We start from the raw sequence: 15,471 nt of genomic DNA, 5'->3' as shown, positions 1-15,471 counted from the left end.
GTCACTCCGCGGCCACGGCGACCGGCTGGATGCCGGCGAGAAAGCGTTCGGCTTCGAGCGCCGCCATGCAGCCCAGGCCGGCGGCGGTGATCGCCTGGCGGAAGGTGTCGTCGGTCACGTCGCCGGCTGCGAAGACGCCCGGCACGTCGGTGGCGGTCGAATCAGGGGCCGTCCAGAGATAGCCGTTCGGCTTCGTCTTCAGCTTGCCCTTGAAGAGCTCGGTCGCGGGTGCGTGGCCGATCGCCACGAAGACGCCGTCGATCGGCCGTTCGGTGATCGCGCCGGTCTCGGTGTTGCGCAGCTTCACGCCTTCGACGGACGGCGGCATCGGCGCCTTGGCGGGCTTGCCGGTGATCTCGGCGACTTCCGTGTTCCACAACACGCTGACGTTCGGGCGCTGGAAGAGGCGCTCCTGCAGGATTTTTTCGGAACGGAAGCTGTCGCGGCGGTGCACGACGGTGACCGACTTGGCGATGTTGGAGAGGTAGAGGGCTTCCTCGACGGCGGAGTTGCCGCCGCCGACCACGATCACGTCCTTGTTGCGGTAGAAGAAGCCGTCGCAAGTGGCGCAGGCGGAGACCCCGAAGCCCTGGAAATGCTGCTCGCTTTCAAGCCCCAGCCATTTCGCCTTGGCGCCGGTGGCGATGATCAGCGTATCGGCCATCCAGACCTGACCGGAATCGGTGCGCACGGTGAAGGGGCGATGATCGAGCTCGACCTCCGTCACGAGGTCGTTGACGATCTCGGCGCCCACATGGGTCGCCTGCTTGAGCATCTGCTCCATCAGCCAGGGGCCCTGGATCGGATCTCCGAAGCCCGGATAGTTCTCCACGTCCGTGGTGATCATCAGCTGGCCGCCCTGTTCGAGACCGGCGATCAGCACCGGTTTCAGCATGGCGCGCGCGGCGTAGATCGCCGCGGTATAACCGGCCGGGCCGGAGCCGATGATCAGAACCTCGGTATGACGGGCGGACATATGCTGTTTTCCTTTCCAAGACCGGTTAAGGCGCGTTTCGTCGCCCTCAATATAGGTGGTCGATTTCCGGTCTGCCGCTTTAAAGCGCCATGTAAGATTGATCCATGCATCAATGCAAGGGCAGCCTTGCATTAACAACAGATCAGTTGGCATGGAAACCACAAAGGCTATCGAAATATCCGGTGCCCGGCGGGGAAATTTTCTTGCGTATTCCGGCAGGCATAGTATCACGCGGCAATCAGCGGACGGTGCCAGCGAGACTTTCTTGACGAAACGACCTTATCCTTCCCCGGCAGCTGCGGCTGGGCCGGGGCATGCGTGGCTCCGCAGGATGATAGCATCTGTCGAAACGCGCAAAATCAGGTCGCGCCGAGCCAAGCAGGACGAAAGCGTCGCGATGGCGCCGTTTGCCCAGAGATCCGTTCGTCCGCTCGTCAAGGCCGATATCCCGCTCATCTTCCTCTGCCACAACGACCGCAAGTTCCTTCCGTCCCTGCTGGCGCATTACCGGCGCCTGGGGGTGACCCGCTTCATCTGCCTGGATGACCGATCGAGTGACGGATCGCTGGAACTGCTGGCGGGCGAACCGGATGTCGACGTCTGGGTCTCGCCGGTCCGCTACCGTGACGCCAAGCGAGGAAAGCTCTGGCGCGAGGGTCTGTTTGCGCGATACGGCCACGACCGCTGGTATCTCAACATCGATGCCGACGAATATCTCGTTTATCCCGATTGCTTCCAGCGGCCGCTTTCCGAATTGATCAAGGCCCTCGAGGCGCGCGGCGAGAAGAGGCTCGCCGCCCCGATGATCGACCTTTATCCGGGCGGTGACGTGGACGCCTTTGCGTTCGACGGTCGGGACGAAACGATGCCCTGGGAGGTCGCAACCCACCTCGACGGGGGCGGGTATCAGATGACATATGCGAAGCGGTACATGAGCGTCGAAGGCGGGCCGCGTTACAGGACTTTTGGCGCCGATGCGGAGCTCATGAAATACCCGCTTCTCTATTGGGACGGGCGCTGCAGCTTCGGTGTCAGCATTCACCAGCCGACGCCGTTCGAATGGAATTTCGTGCCGGTCGGGGGCGTGCTTCTCCATTTCAAATTTTTCGCGGATTACAAGGAGAAGTCGAGGGAGGCGGTTGCCGACCAGCAATATTTCGACGGGGCCCGCGAATACAAGAAAATCCTCGAAGTCGGCAGCAGAGCCACGCCGCTCAGCTTCATGGGGCCGAATTCCATCCGCTACCGGAGCCCGGATCAACTGCGGGAGCTGGGCTTCGTCGTGGATGTGTTCAACAACTGAAAACCTGAGTTTGATGTCAAGTGCAGGAAACGATGGCATAGTCGGAGGGTAAGGGGAGTAGCATGCTAGATTTTTTTCCGCGACCAGGCAGGGTCGGTGTGGTGAAATACGGAAAGGCTTCCCGTTTTCGCCACTATCAGAATCACTATCTGCGCGAATATTGCCGTGACCTGCCTTGCGAGCGCGTCCTGAATACCGGGGCCACGCCGAATGCTTCCGACAAGCAGGGCAGTACCTACGAGGCCTATTTCCCGAAGGCGGAATTCCATACGACCGATATCGCGCCCCATTCCGACCCACGGCATTTCCAGGACGACCTGATGGCCGTGAAGAACATTCCGGGTCCTTATGACCTTGTTCTCGTGATGTCGGTCCTGGAACATGTCGACAGGCCCTGGATAGCCGCACCGGAAATTACCAGTCTCATAAAGCCCGGCGGCTACATGTATCTTGCCATGCCGTATTTCTATCCGGTGCATGAAGGCGAAGGGTTCGGAGATCATTGGCGCTGGACGCCTTCGGCGATGAAGTTTCTCTTTCCGGATCTCGTCCAGAAAAAGTGCGACCTTTATCCCTCGTCCCTGGTCGTGGTACGGGATCGTAAGACCTACTGGCGCGACCCGAAGAACACATTCGTCGGGTTTTCCATGCTTCTCCAGCGGGCATCCTGACTGACGCAATGTGCCGGAGAATTTGAACATGATCAGGGCGGATTTGGACGCGATCGACCTCAAGATCCTCCGGGAACTTCAAAATGAGGGGCGCGTCACCAATGTCGAGCTTTCCGAAAGGGTCGGCATCTCGGCGCCGCCATGCCTCAGGCGTGTGAGGCGGCTGGAGGAGGCCGGCATCATCAAAGGCTATCGGGCTTTGCTGGATGCGCCTTCCCTCGGATACGATCTCGTGGCCTTCTGCATGATCGGCCTGAAGCTCCAGTCCGAGAGCAAGCTGAAGGCGTTTTCGACCGCCGCGGAAAAATGGCCCCTGGTGCGGCGTGCCTGGATGGTCTCGGGCGAGTCGGATTTTCTGCTGGAATGCGTGGCGGAGAATCTTGCCAAGTTTCAGGACTTCGTTATCGAGGAACTGACGGCATTCGAGAACGTGGACACGGTCAGAACCATCCTGACCATCCGCCAAACCAAGGATGCTCCGGCAGTCGAGATTTGAGAGGAAGAACCTTGCAACGGTTGATGCGTTCGCTTCGCAGGCATTTCCGCACCATGACCAGTGCTCCAACCGTGACGATCAGCGGAGTCCGCCTGGTCTCGGAGCAGGGCAAGGTTCCCGTCATGTTGCGCAACCACCTCTATCGCGAGGTCTATGAGGATACGGAGCGGAACCTGCTGCTTCGGGTTCTGAAACCCGGCATGCGGGTGCTGGAAATCGGCGCCGGAATGGGGTTCATCAGCCTGCTTGCCACCAGGCTTTCCGGTGAGGGCAACGTGGTAAGCTATGAGGCCAATCCCGTCCTGGAACCGCTCATCCGCGAGAACTATGCGCTGAACGCATTGGCGCCGCAGCTGCGCATGAGAGCAGTCACGCTGAACGGCGGCCCGCTTTCCTTCTTCCAGAGCGACAATATCATCTCCTCCAGCTCCCATGACCGCAACATGGAGGCACGGAAGATCACCGTCGAGAGCGACGCCTTTGCCGACGTGCTTGACGAAATCAATCCCGACGTCCTGGTGATCGACGTCGAAGGCGCCGAGGTCGAGCTGTTCGAGATCGCCGATCTGCGCAATGTTCGCCATATCATCATCGAACTGCATCCGCATATCGTTGGCGAGGATAGAATCGAAAAGGTTATCGCGCGATTGGAAACGGATGGCTTTGCGATCCGCGAGCGCGATCGCAAGACCTATCACTTCGAGCGGGCGCTCCGCTCCTGAGGCCATATAGTCGTGCGATGACCAAGCTTCCCGTCTCCGCCTTCATCATCTGCCAGAACGAGGAAGCCTATCTCGGCAATTGCATCGAGAGCCTCGCCGAGTTTTCGGAGATAATCATCGTCGATTCCGGTTCGACCGACGGGACGATCGCTCTCATCCAGTCCTATATCGAGAAGGGCTGGCCGATCCGGCTTTTCCACGAGACGTGGCGTGGATATGCGGGGCAGAAACAGTTCGCGTTGGAGCAGTGCGGAGAGCCCTGGTGCTTCAATATCGATTCCGACGAACGGCTCGATGCCCCCTTGCGCAAGCTCCTGCCGGAACTTGTCGCCGCGCCGCAGGAAATCGTCGGCTGGCGGGTGGCGCGCCGGCCTTATCTGATCGGTTACGGTTACACTCCCGAGCATGTGCAGGAACGCAAGAACCTGCGTCTCATCCGCAAGGGCAGGGGACGCTACGATCTCGCGCAGGCGGTGCACGAGGGCATCGTGCCTGACGGGCGCGTCGAAAAGGCGGGGAAAGGAAGCCTGCTGCACTACCGGCCGCTGATCATCGACGAGCAGATCCTCAAGGAAAACAAATACTCCACGCTGAAGGCGGACCAGCAGTTCGCCGAGGGCAAACGGACGAAGGTGCTGAAGCTCGTCTTTTCGCCCTTGATCTATTTTCTCAGGCTTTATTTCAAGAACGGCCTCTGGCGCTGCGGCGTTTCCGGCTTCATAGAGGCGATGACGGGGGCGGTTTATGCCTTTCTCACGCAGGCCAAGCTCTATCAGCGGCAGGCGCTGAAGAGGCGGCCCAACCAGGATGACGCGTCCGTGCGCTGAGGAGCGGCCATGAAAGTCTTGCATATCCATTTCGGCAAGGAAGGCGGTGCCGAGAGGTTTTTCGTCAACCTTGTGAATGCGCTGCATGACCGCGGCGTCGAGCAGCGGATGCTCATCCGTCCCGACCGGAGCTGGCGGGCGGAGATCGAGGGGTGTGGGAAGGTCTACGAGGGCGTGTTCCGCAGGATTTCTCTCTCCCGGTTCCTGCTTTCCGCCCGGATGCACATGATCCTCCGGGATTTCCAGCCGGACGTCATCATGTCCTGGCAGCTCAGGGCAAGCCGGTTCATGCCCAATTATCGGAAGGCCCGGCGTATTTCCCGGCTCGGAGATTATCCGGAGCATCTGGGCTATTACACGAATTCCGAAATTCTCGTTTGCCTTACGCCCGACATCGCGGCGAAGGTTCGCGAGTTCGGATGGACGCGAGCCATAGAGATCATTCCGAACTTCACGCGGGCTGTTCCGGCACCGGCCGTGTCCCGGCAGGAGCTGCAGACGCCCGAAGACGCCTTCGTGGTGCTGGGCATGGGACGATTCGTGAAGCGCAAGGGCTTCGATACCCTGATCCGATCGATTGCCGGTGTCGCAGGCGCCTATCTCTGGCTGCTGGGCGACGGGCCGGAGCGGGAAAACCTGAAGGCGCTCGTCGACGATCTCGGGCTTCAGGACCGTGTCCGCTTCCCCGGCTGGCAGACGGACGCCTATTCCTATCTCGCCGCCGCCGACGCCTTCGCCATCACGTCGCTGCACGAACCGCTCGGCAATGTCTGCTTCGAGGGCTGGGGCGCCGGCAAGCCGACGGTTTCCTCGCGGGCGGAAGGTCCGTCCTGGGTCATGACCGACGAGGAGGACGCACTGATGTTCGATCGCGGCGATGCCGACGGGCTCGCCGCCGCCCTGTCGAGGATACGCGACGATGCCGGCCTGAGGCAGCGCCTCGTGGAAGGGGGGCGGCGCAAGCTCGAGCAGCGTTTCTCCGAGGAGGCGATTACCCAGACTTATCTCAGGCTCTTCAGGACCGGTTCGAGCGCTCCATGAAGGTCCATCACTATCACTTCGGCAAGGATGGCGGGGCCGAAAGGTTCTTCACCCATCTCGTCAATGCGCTTGCGCGGCGCGGCGTCGAACAGCGTGCGATCATAAGGCCCGGCCGCATCTGGCGGAAAGATATCGAAGAGGCGGCGGAGATCATCGAGAGCAATTTCCGCAACCTTTCGCTGGACCGCATCTTGCTGCCGATGAGGGCAGCGAGGCTTGCCCGCCGCGAAAGACCGGATGCTCTCATGGCCTGGGCGCCGCGCGCCAGCGAGTTGATGCCGGCCTATAACGGCTGCATCAAAATTTCGCGCCTCGGAGACTATCCTCTGCGCCTGAATTATTTCCGGAATACCGACGTTATCGTCTGCAATACGCCGGGCATTGCGGATCACGTGCGCAAGATCGGCTGGACGCGCGGCGTCGAGGTGATCTCGAATTTCACCGACACGGACGCGGTGACGCCGGCTGCACGTGCTTTGGCCGATACGCCGGAGGGCGCGACCGTCGTCATGTCCATGGGGCGGTTCGTCAGGCGCAAGGGTTTCCACACGCTGATAGAGGCCATGGCGGCCGTTCCCGAGGCCTATCTCTGGCTCGCCGGCGACGGCGAGGAGCGGGAGGCGCTCACGACGTTCGCCAGGCAACGAGGGATCGCCAGTCGCGTGCGTTTCCTTGGCTGGCAAAAGGACACCCGACCCTATCTTGCGGCCGCCGATATCTTCGTCATGCCGTCGGGCCACGAGCCGCTCGGCAACGTCATCCTGGAAGCCTGGGCACAGAAGCGGCCGGTCGTCTCCTCCCGCTCGGAAGGGCCGACCTGGTTCATGCGAGACGGCGAGAACGGATTGCTGGTCGATATCGACGATGTCGCCGGCTTCTCGCGGGCGATTTCAGAGCTTGCCGCTGACAAGGCGCTTGCCGCAACGGTTGCAGAGGGCGGCCATAAAACGCTGATGCAGCAGTTTTCCGAGGAAGCCGTCGCCGGCGCCTATATCGAGCTTTTCAAGCGGAAGCCATGATCCGATAGACGTTGCCGAGGCGTTTTGCCTCGCCCTCGATGCTGAAATTTTCGATCGCATGGGCGCGCGCGCGGACCGATGCCGCGTTGCGGCGCGCGTCGTCGTCCATGAAAAGTGCTGCCGCTTCGGCCATGGCATCAAGGCTGTCGCGGGCGATGATCACACCCGTTTCCTCCTCGCCCGTCACCAGGAGTTCCGGGAAGGCGCCCGCATCGGTGGCGATCACCGGCACGGCGGTGGCCATGGCTTCGAGCGGCGTCAGGCCGAACCCTTCCCAGCGCTGCGGCGCGATGAAGAGGTCGAGTGCGCGGTACCATTCGTTGATATCGGTGTGCTCGCCGACGAAGAGGATGCGGTCGGCAAGGCCGGCGGCCGCCACCTTCGCCTTCAATCCGTTTTCGAATTCCACATGCGGACCGGTGGCGCGGCCGGCGACGATCGCCGCCCAGCCGGACCGGTCGGGCAGGAGCCGGATCATCGAATCGACGAAAAGATCGGTGCCTTTCTGATGCCGCACGCGGCCGAAGCAGCCGACGATCTTCTTGTCCGGATCGAGCCCGCGGGCGCGCTTCGCCTCGGCCTTGTCCACCGGCGGCGAAAAGCGGTTGGTATCAATGCCGTGCAGGATGACGGTATTCGGCACGGCGAGGTAATCGGCTGTCTTGCCGCTCACGGCGATCACGCCGTCCATCTTCGAAATCAGCCATTTCGTCCAGCCTGTATGACGGCGCTGCGAGGCCGAGGTGAAGAGGATCCTGAGCGGCATGCGAAGCACGTCGCGCATCAGGATCGCCGGCAGCATCTCGATATTGCGGCGGGCATGCCAGATGCGGAAGCGTTTGCCGCGGGGAGGGCGCCAGAGCGCGGGAAGGTCGCGAAAGCGGATATGCGGCAAGTTGGCGGGAAGACCCGGCCCAAGGGCCGCCACCTTCTGACCGAGCGCTCTCTGGACCGGAATGAGCTGGATGATGGTGGAGGTGACGCCGGAGAGGCGCCGCTTGAAATTCGGCGCGATCACTTCGACGTCACGGATATCGATGATGGCGGGATCGCCGTCCTTTTTCACAGGGTATCAGCCCCAGGAAACGGCAAGAATCTCGTAGCCCTTGGAGCCGCCGGGTGCGACCACCTCGATGGAATCGCCGACTTCCTTGCCGATCATGGCGCGGGCGATCGGCGAGGAGATGGAAATGCGGCCGGCCTTCACGTCGGCTTCCTGGTCGCCGACGATCTGGTAGGTCTTTTCCTCGTCGGTGTCCTCGTCGACGAGCTTCACGGTCGCGCCGAACTTGATCTTCGCGCCGGACATCTTGGTGAGATCGATGACCTCGGCGCGCGCCGTCAGGTCTTCGAGCTCGGTGATGCGGCCTTCATTGTGGCTCTGGGCCTCCTTGGCGGCATGGTATTCGGCATTTTCCGAAAGGTCGCCATGGGCGCGCGCTTCGGCAATTGCCTCGATGATACGGGGACGCTCCTCCTGCTGGCGCCAGCGCAGCTCTTCCTGCAGCTTGGCAAAACCGCTCGGCGTCATCGGTACCTTATCAACCATTTCCTTGTCCTTCAGACTCATGCCCGCGGATGCCGCGGACACAAAAAGAAACAGGTTCCGGAGCAAAACTTCGGAACCATCGCAAAATCGGAGTTTGGTTCACTATAACAGATTTTCGACAGCCGGTGCTAGGGATTTCGAAACTCTGTCGGCGTGGCCCATCCTCCGCACATGTGAATCGAAGCCCGTTCTTTTGTCAATGACTTGACAGGCAAAATAGGAACATTAGAGGAACGATCCTCAGTCAAAGACGTCGTCCGAAGAGGGGCGGATTCTTGCCTCGAAGGCGCCGAACAGGGCGCTTTCCCTATGGTTTCCAAGAAATTTTATTTAGTAATATAAATTGTTTATCGGCGTCTGTTGAGATATGAGTTCATCTCAATGCACGAATCGTGGATCGCTCGGTAGATTGGGCGGAGCGTAGCCGCCGCCATCCATGCGCGCCTTGACCGACTGATGCAGCATTGCGCCGTCCGGGATGAAGCGCCTGTCTTCGAGGGGGAGGTAGATACCGGTCCGATTGCCGCGCTTGCGCCAGGAATTCTCCGGAACGCGTCGCGGTACGAATTCGAGAATTTTCCATCCCCAGGTCATCGAATCGTGCAGCGTCGCGAGCGGATCGAGCGGCACATACCGGTTGGCGTTCTTGCCGCGCACGATGTTGTTGATCGTGCGGGTGACGTAGACGAGGCCCGTCGGCTGCGTCTCGCGGATCATCCAGTCGAGCGGTATCTTGACCTGACCGCTCTCCTCTTCGCGATACCCGCCGCCGACGTCGCCGTGGACGCCCGCGAACCAGACTTCCCTGAAATTCTGCGGCGTGACCGTCTTCGGCTTGAAGGGACCGCCCCAATAGTCCTGGTCTGGGGTCCAGAGTTCCGGCTGAAACATCGTGCGCCGCTCGTCGATCGCCACCGCATGCCGCACCCACTCGACGCTCGAGTTCTTGCGGGTGAAAGGATGGGTCTTGAACTGCGGATGCCATTTGCCCGGTTCGATCACCGAAGCCACGGTATCGAAGAGGCCGAGAAGCTTGATCGGCGGACGGTCGTTGCGAAGCATCCGCTCGTAGAGCCGCATGCTCTGGAAGGCGGACGCCACGTCAGCGTCATCGGCTGCGTTCTCCGCGCTCTGTTCCTGCTCGGGAATACCCTTGTAGGTTCTGTAGGCGTAGTCGAGCAGGTTGAGGTGATACTTGCTCGTCAGCCCGAAGGCATGGATGAAGCCTGCGAGCACACGGGCGGTATATGCGCCGCGGCTGAAGCCGAAGATATAGATGCGATCGCGATCGGGATGACGGCCCCTCGCACCGGTCGGGCCGCGGTCGTAATTCTCGACCAGGAAGCGATAGGCTTCCTTGACGTTCTGATCCAGTCCCCAGCCGGTGGCGAGCCCCCAGACTTCGAAGGTTTTCCGATAGAACCGGGACCAGGCATTGGCTGCGCCGAAAGTGCCGATGCCCGGATCATAGTAGACGATCTGCTCGTCCGATCGCTTGAGCGTTCCGAACAGTCTCAGGATATTCGTACGGTCCGCCGAAATGTCATTCGACGTGCCGTCGAACAGGATGACGATATTCTTGGACATGCTCGCCCCCGAACGCCGAGGGAGGGTAGCATTCGGAATGGCTGACTTCAATTCCGGGTGTGGTCGTCAGGGAAGACCTGCATCCGCGATGCAGGTCTCAGGAAGCTTTTGCTTTTGCCTGCGGCTCAGAAATAGCTCTGCAGCGGGCGGACTTCGAGACTGCCGGCTTTCAGCGCCTTGATGGCAAGTGCCGCGGCCTCGGCGCCGGCCATGGTCGTGTAATAGGGCACCTTCTGCATCAGCGTGGCGCGGCGCAGCGACTTCGAGTCCGAGATCGCCTTGTTGCCGTCGGTCGTGTTGATGACGAGCTGGACCTGGCGGTTGCGGATCGCGTCCTCGATATGCGGGCGGCCTTCCAGAACCTTGTTGATCTTAGTCGCCGTGATGCCGTTTTCGCCGAGGAAGCGGGCCGTGCCGCCGGTCGCGAGCACCTTGAAGCCGATCTCGGTCAGGATGCGGATCGCAGGCAGGACGCGGGCCTTGTCCTCGTCGCGGACGGAGACGAAGACAGTACCGTCGCGCGGCAGTTCGACATTGGCGCCGAGCTGCGACTTGGCAAACGCGAGGGCGAAATCCGTGTCGAGGCCGATGACCTCGCCGGTCGAGCGCATTTCAGGCCCAAGCAGCGTATCGACGCCCGGGAAGCGGGCGAACGGGAAGACGGCTTCCTTGACCGCGATGTGCTTCAACGCGCGCGGATCGGGTTTCTCGCCATAGGCGGCGAAGGTCGCGTCGAGTTTTTCTCCAGCCATGACGCGTGCGGCGATCTTGGCGATCGGCGCGCCGATCGTCTTCGCCACGAAAGGCACTGTGCGCGAGGCGCGCGGGTTGACTTCCAGCACGTAGATCGTGCCGTCCTTGATGGCGAACTGGACGTTCATCAGGCCGCCAACATTGAGCGCCTTCGCCATGGCTTTCGCCTGGCGTTCCAGCTCGTCGATCGTCTCGGCAGACAGCGAGCGCGGCGGCAGCGAGCAGGCGCTGTCGCCCGAATGGATGCCGGCTTCCTCGATATGCTCCATGATGCCCGCGACATAGACGTCGTCGCCGTCGGAAAGGCAATCGACGTCCACTTCGATCGCGTTGGTCAAATAGCTGTCGAAGAGCAGCGGGTTCTTGCCGAGCAGCGTGTTGATCTGGCCGGTCTTGTCGTTCGGATAGCGCTGCTTGATGTCTTCCGGCACGAGGCCCGGAACGGTATCCAGCAGATAGGTCTGGAGCTGGCCTTCCGAATGGATGATCTGCATGGCGCGGCCGCCGAGCACGTAGGACGGGCGCACGACCAGCGGGAAGCCGATCTCGGCGGCGACGAGGCGGGCCTGCTCGACGGAGTAGGCGATGCCGTTGTTCGGCTGGTTGAGGTCGAGCTTCATCAGAAGCTTCTGGAAGCGGTCGCGGTCTTCGGCGAGGTCGATCGCATCCGGCGCGGTGCCGAGGATCGGGATGCCGTTCTTTTCGAGCGCCTCGGCGAGCTTCAGCGGCGTCTGGCCGCCGAACTGGACGATGACGCCGACGACTTCGCCCTTTTCCTGCTCAGCGCGCAGGATCTCGATGACGTCTTCGGCCGTCAGCGGCTCGAAATAGAGGCGGTCGGACGTGTCGTAGTCGGTCGAGACGGTTTCCGGGTTGCAGTTGATCATGATCGCTTCGTAGCCCGCATCCTTCAGCGCGAAGGCGGCATGGCAGCAGCAATAGTCGAATTCGATTCCCTGGCCGATGCGGTTCGGGCCGCCGCCCAAAATGACGACCTTCTTGCGGTCCGAAACCTCCGCCTCGGAGCGCGCCGCGCCGACGAAGGGCGTCTCGTAGGTCGAATACATATAGGCGGTCGGCGAGGCGAATTCGGCCGCGCAGGTGTCGATGCGCTTGAAGACGGGGCGGACGCCGAGGCTGTTGCGCAGTTCGGCGACTTCCTTCGGCCGTTTGGCCGTCAGGCTCGCAAGGCGTGCGTCGGAAAAGCCCATGGCCTTCAGCATGCGCAGGTTTTCCGCGTCCTGCGGCAGGCCGTGCTCGCGGATGCGCGCCTCCATATCGACGATCGCCTTGAACTGGGCGATGAACCACGGATCGATCCTGCAGGCCTCGTGGACTTCCGCCTCGCTGAGCCCCAGGCGCAGGGCCTGGGCGACCATGCGCAGCCGGTCCGGCGTCGGCGTGCCGATCGCGGCACGGATGGCGTTCTTGGAGTTCTCGCCGTCTTCCAGGCCGGGAATCTCGATCTCGTCGAGGCCGGTCAGGCCGGTTTCGAGGCCACGCAGCGCCTTCTGCAGCGACTCCGCAAACGTGCGGCCGATCGCCATCACTTCGCCGACCGATTTCATCGCCGTCGTCAGCGTCGGCTCGGCGCCCGGGAACTTCTCGAATGCAAAGCGCGGGATCTTCGTCACGACATAGTCGATCGACGGTTCGAACGAAGCCGGAGTCGCGCCGCCGGTGATGTCGTTTTCCAGCTCGTCCAGCGTATAGCCGACGGCGAGCTTGGCGGCGACTTTGGCGATCGGGAAGCCGGTTGCCTTGGACGCCAGCGCCGAGGAGCGCGACACGCGCGGGTTCATCTCGATGACGACCAACCGGCCGTCCTTCGGGTTGACGGCGAACTGCACATTGGAGCCGCCGGTCTCCACCCCGATCTCGCGCAGCACCGCGATCGAGGCGTTGCGCATGATCTGGTATTCCTTGTCGGTCAGCGTCAGGGCCGGCGCGACGGTGATGGAATCGCCCGTGTGGACGCCCATCGGGTCGATGTTCTCGATCGAGCAGATGATGATGCAGTTGTCCGCCTTGTCGCGGATCACCTCCATCTCGTATTCCTTCCAGCCGAGCACGGACTCTTCGATCAGCACTTCGGTGGTCGGCGAGGCGTCGAGGCCGCCGGAGACGATCTCGAAGAATTCCGAACGGTTGTAGGCGATGCCGCCGCCGGTACCGCCGAGCGTGAAGGAGGGGCGGATGATCGCCGGGAGGCCGACATGGTCGAGCGCCTGGGCGGCGATCGCCATGGCGTGGCTCATATAGCGCTGCTTGCGGTCGCTCTCGCCGAGGTTCCACTGGTTTTCGAGTTCGTCGAGCGCCTTGTCGAGCTCTTTGTCCTGCCCGGAGCCGGAAAGGCTCTCGCGCAGCTTGGCGCGCTCCGCCTCATGGGTCTTGCGGTCGGCGTCCTTGATGTCGGTGGCATTCGCCAGCATGGATTTCGGCGTTTCGAGGCCGATCCGGGCCATCGCCTCGCGGAAGAGGGCGCGATCCTCGGCCATGTCGATGGCGGCGGGCTTGGCGCCGATCATCTCGACATTGTAGCGGTCGAGCACGCCCATTCTCTTGAGGGAGAGTGCCGTGTTGAGCGCTGTCTGGCCGCCCATGGTCGGCAGCAGCGCGTCCGGCCGCTCCTTGGCGATGATCTTGGCGACGACCTCGGGCGTGATCGGCTCGACGTATGTGGCATCGGCAAGGCCCGGATCGGTCATGATCGTCGCCGGGTTGGAGTTGACCAGGATCACCCGGTAACCTTCCTCCCGCAGCGCCTTGCAGGCCTGGGTGCCGGAATAGTCGAATTCGCATGCCTGACCAATGACGATCGGACCCGCTCCGATGATGAGGATCGATTTGATGTCTTGGCGCTTCGGCATGATGGTCTTTCCGCTTTTTCCTGCGCCAAAAACCGGCCAGGGCGGAAGATTGCCGGCCGGGTGCGCAGTTCATGGTCTTTTCAGGCTAGAAGCGGCTTATAGGCAAATGTTTTTCCAAACGGAACCCCATAAATCGCCAAATCGACAGAATCCTTAAAGGTGTCCGAACCGCGTCTTCACCGCGTCCATATTGGGTCGGCTGACGGGAATTTCGGCGCCATCCTTCATGACGACGAAGAGCTTGCCGTTCTCGCGCCTCAGCTTTTCGACATGTGCGTCCGCCACCCAGTGGGACCGGTGGACCCGCAGGCCCGGCGTATCGCCGAGTTCCTTCAGGGCGTCCGCAAAGCGCAGGAGCACCAGTTCGCGGCCGCGCGTGGTGCACACCTCCGTATAGTGATCCTCGACCGAGAGCCGCACGAGCGGTCCGCGATTCTGCGGTTTCAGGCGGACGAGGATTTCCGGCTCGGCCGAGGCCATCGTGGCGGTTTGCGGCGAGGGCATCTGTGCCAGCGCCGAGACCTCCGCGATCTGCCGGTGCATCGCAGTATAGGTGAGCAGACAGAAGAGGGCACAGAGCGGCAGGGCCATGAATGCCCGATGCAAGCCGTTGCTCGTCCCGTTCCACGCGCCGGAGAAGGCAAAGTCGATGACGCCGAGCGCGAAGCCGATCGGCAAGGCGGCGACCAGCGAGCCGATCATCATCCGCATCAGCGTATTGCCGAGCCGTTCGCGCAAGGCCACTTCGGCCATGACGGAAAGACAGATGGCGATCGTCCAGGCGGCAGCGTGAACCATCAGCCAGTAACCCAGCCGGACGCCGAAGGTCATCCGCTCCGACGTGCCGTAGGGGCCGCTGACCGCGAAGATCAGGACGACGAGAGCGAAGGTCGCCCAGAAGCGCCAGGCATGGGCGAAGAGCTGCAATTCACGAAGCGTGGAGCTGAAAAACGGGTGCTTCACGAAGTTTATCCGCCGTCTGCGTCATTGCGGTTGAGGGCGCGCCAGTCATGGGGGAAACAGGCGCCGAGTTCAATCGCTTGATGCATATACAGGTACAGCCCATGAACCTCCAGCCGCTTCTCGATGCTCCGCTTGCCGTGCATATCCACGTCGCGGCCGTCCTGCCGGCCACCTTGCTCGGGGCCTATATCCTGCTGAACCGCAAGGGCACGGCGCTGCACCGGCTGCTCGGGAAAATCTGGATGGTCCTGATGGTCGTCACCTCGCTCTCCAGCTTCTTCATCCACGAACTCGACCTGTTCTACGGCTTCAGCCCGATCCATCTCTTGTCGATCTTCGTGCTCGTCGGAGTCTGGCGGGCGATCACCGCCGCGCGTGCCCATAACATCCGGGCGCACAAGGCCGCCGTCATCGGCATGTATTTCGGCGGCATCGTCGGAGCGGGCCTGTTCACCCTTCTCCCCGGGCGCATCATGAATGCCGTCGTCTTCTCCGGCGGGCCGAGCTGGATATTGCTGCTCACCCTGGCCGCCATCGTCGGGATGCTCGTCCTGCAGCAGAAGCTCGCGTCGCGTCGCGCCTGACCTCCGACCTCGCCAATAAAATCTTTCGGACCGTACCGTTAGCCGCATAGCTGTCATGGACAGGTGCGGCTTGCGGGATTATGTGCTGCGGAAAAGAAACTTGCAGCAAC

14 protein-coding genes are annotated in these 15,471 nt (G+C 61.9%); 8 read left to right on the top strand and 6 right to left on the bottom strand.

The genetic code is table 11. The features are described from left to right. Position 1: 1 nt before the first annotated feature. Complete coding sequence (gene trxB, locus ACMGE0_RS05240; protein ID WP_436814809.1) at positions 2–976, bottom strand: thioredoxin-disulfide reductase; 975 nt, start codon at positions 974–976, stop codon at positions 2–4. Positions 977–1,307: 331 nt separating this feature from the next. On the opposite strand from trxB, the gene ACMGE0_RS05235 reads away from it, so the two are divergent. The 7 genes from ACMGE0_RS05235 to ACMGE0_RS05205 all read left to right on the top strand — a co-directional run bounded on the left by ACMGE0_RS05235 (position 1,308) and on the right by ACMGE0_RS05205 (position 7,055). Then, positions 1,308–2,279 carry a glycosyltransferase family 2 protein gene (locus ACMGE0_RS05235; RefSeq protein ID WP_436814808.1) on the top strand — a complete coding sequence of 324 codons (972 nt, stop codon included), beginning with the start codon at positions 1,308–1,310 and terminating at the stop codon, positions 2,277–2,279. Positions 2,280–2,341: 62 nt separating this feature from the next. After that, entirely contained in the window at positions 2,342–2,950 is a 609-nt protein-coding gene (locus ACMGE0_RS05230) for a class I SAM-dependent methyltransferase (protein ID WP_436814807.1), read from the top strand. A 28-nt stretch (positions 2,951–2,978) separates the two neighbouring features. Further along, positions 2,979–3,446, top strand: a complete 468-nt coding sequence (locus tag ACMGE0_RS05225; protein ID WP_436814806.1) for an Lrp/AsnC family transcriptional regulator — start codon at positions 2,979–2,981, stop codon at positions 3,444–3,446. 53 nt (positions 3,447–3,499) lie between these two features. Further along, complete coding sequence (locus tag ACMGE0_RS05220) at positions 3,500–4,168, top strand: FkbM family methyltransferase (protein ID WP_436814805.1); 669 nt, start codon at positions 3,500–3,502, stop codon at positions 4,166–4,168. 17 nt (positions 4,169–4,185) lie between these two features. Beyond that, the gene (locus ACMGE0_RS05215; RefSeq protein WP_436814804.1) at positions 4,186–4,995 is read left to right on the top strand and encodes a glycosyltransferase family 2 protein; all 810 of its coding nucleotides are present in this window, start codon (positions 4,186–4,188) and stop codon (positions 4,993–4,995) included. Between the two features lie 9 nt (positions 4,996–5,004). After that, positions 5,005–6,036, top strand: a complete 1,032-nt coding sequence (locus tag ACMGE0_RS05210; RefSeq protein ID WP_436814803.1) for a glycosyltransferase — start codon at positions 5,005–5,007, stop codon at positions 6,034–6,036. Next, the gene (locus ACMGE0_RS05205) at positions 6,033–7,055 is read left to right on the top strand and encodes a glycosyltransferase (RefSeq protein ID WP_436814802.1); all 1,023 of its coding nucleotides are present in this window, start codon (positions 6,033–6,035) and stop codon (positions 7,053–7,055) included. Before ACMGE0_RS05210 ends, ACMGE0_RS05205 begins: the two co-directional genes overlap by 4 nt. On the opposite strand, the gene ACMGE0_RS05200 is transcribed toward ACMGE0_RS05205, so the two are convergent. The 5 genes from ACMGE0_RS05200 to ACMGE0_RS05180 all read right to left on the bottom strand — a co-directional run bounded on the left by ACMGE0_RS05200 (position 7,039) and on the right by ACMGE0_RS05180 (position 14,777). Next, entirely contained in the window at positions 7,039–8,097 is a 1,059-nt protein-coding gene (locus ACMGE0_RS05200; RefSeq protein WP_436815063.1) for a glycosyltransferase family 4 protein, read from the bottom strand. The genes ACMGE0_RS05205 and ACMGE0_RS05200 overlap by 17 nt on opposite strands. A gap of 30 nt (positions 8,098–8,127) precedes the next feature. Beyond that, positions 8,128–8,604, bottom strand: coding sequence for a transcription elongation factor GreA (gene greA, locus ACMGE0_RS05195; RefSeq protein WP_436814801.1), 477 nt, complete (start codon positions 8,602–8,604; stop codon positions 8,128–8,130). A gap of 378 nt (positions 8,605–8,982) precedes the next feature. Further along, positions 8,983–10,191: a T6SS phospholipase effector Tle1-like catalytic domain-containing protein gene (locus tag ACMGE0_RS05190; RefSeq protein ID WP_436814800.1), complete on the bottom strand. Its 1,209-nt coding sequence runs from the start codon at positions 10,189–10,191 to the stop codon at positions 8,983–8,985. 125 nt (positions 10,192–10,316) lie between these two features. After that, positions 10,317–13,814: a carbamoyl-phosphate synthase large subunit gene (gene carB, locus ACMGE0_RS05185; RefSeq protein WP_436814799.1), complete on the bottom strand. Its 3,498-nt coding sequence runs from the start codon at positions 13,812–13,814 to the stop codon at positions 10,317–10,319. Positions 13,815–13,967: 153 nt separating this feature from the next. Continuing rightward, entirely contained in the window at positions 13,968–14,777 is an 810-nt protein-coding gene (locus ACMGE0_RS05180) for a LytTR family DNA-binding domain-containing protein (protein ID WP_436814798.1), read from the bottom strand. Between the two features lie 47 nt (positions 14,778–14,824). On the opposite strand from ACMGE0_RS05180, the gene ACMGE0_RS05175 reads away from it, so the two are divergent. After that, the gene (locus tag ACMGE0_RS05175) at positions 14,825–15,361 is read left to right on the top strand and encodes a DUF2306 domain-containing protein (protein WP_436814797.1); all 537 of its coding nucleotides are present in this window, start codon (positions 14,825–14,827) and stop codon (positions 15,359–15,361) included. Positions 15,362–15,471 lie beyond the last annotated feature (110 nt).

This window comes from Neorhizobium descurainiae (genome assembly GCF_051400715.1).
GTDB lineage: Bacteria > Pseudomonadota > Alphaproteobacteria > Rhizobiales > Rhizobiaceae > Neorhizobium.
Note: the sequence above shows the minus strand (reverse complement) of the source record. Positions and strands in the feature narration are given on the sequence as shown.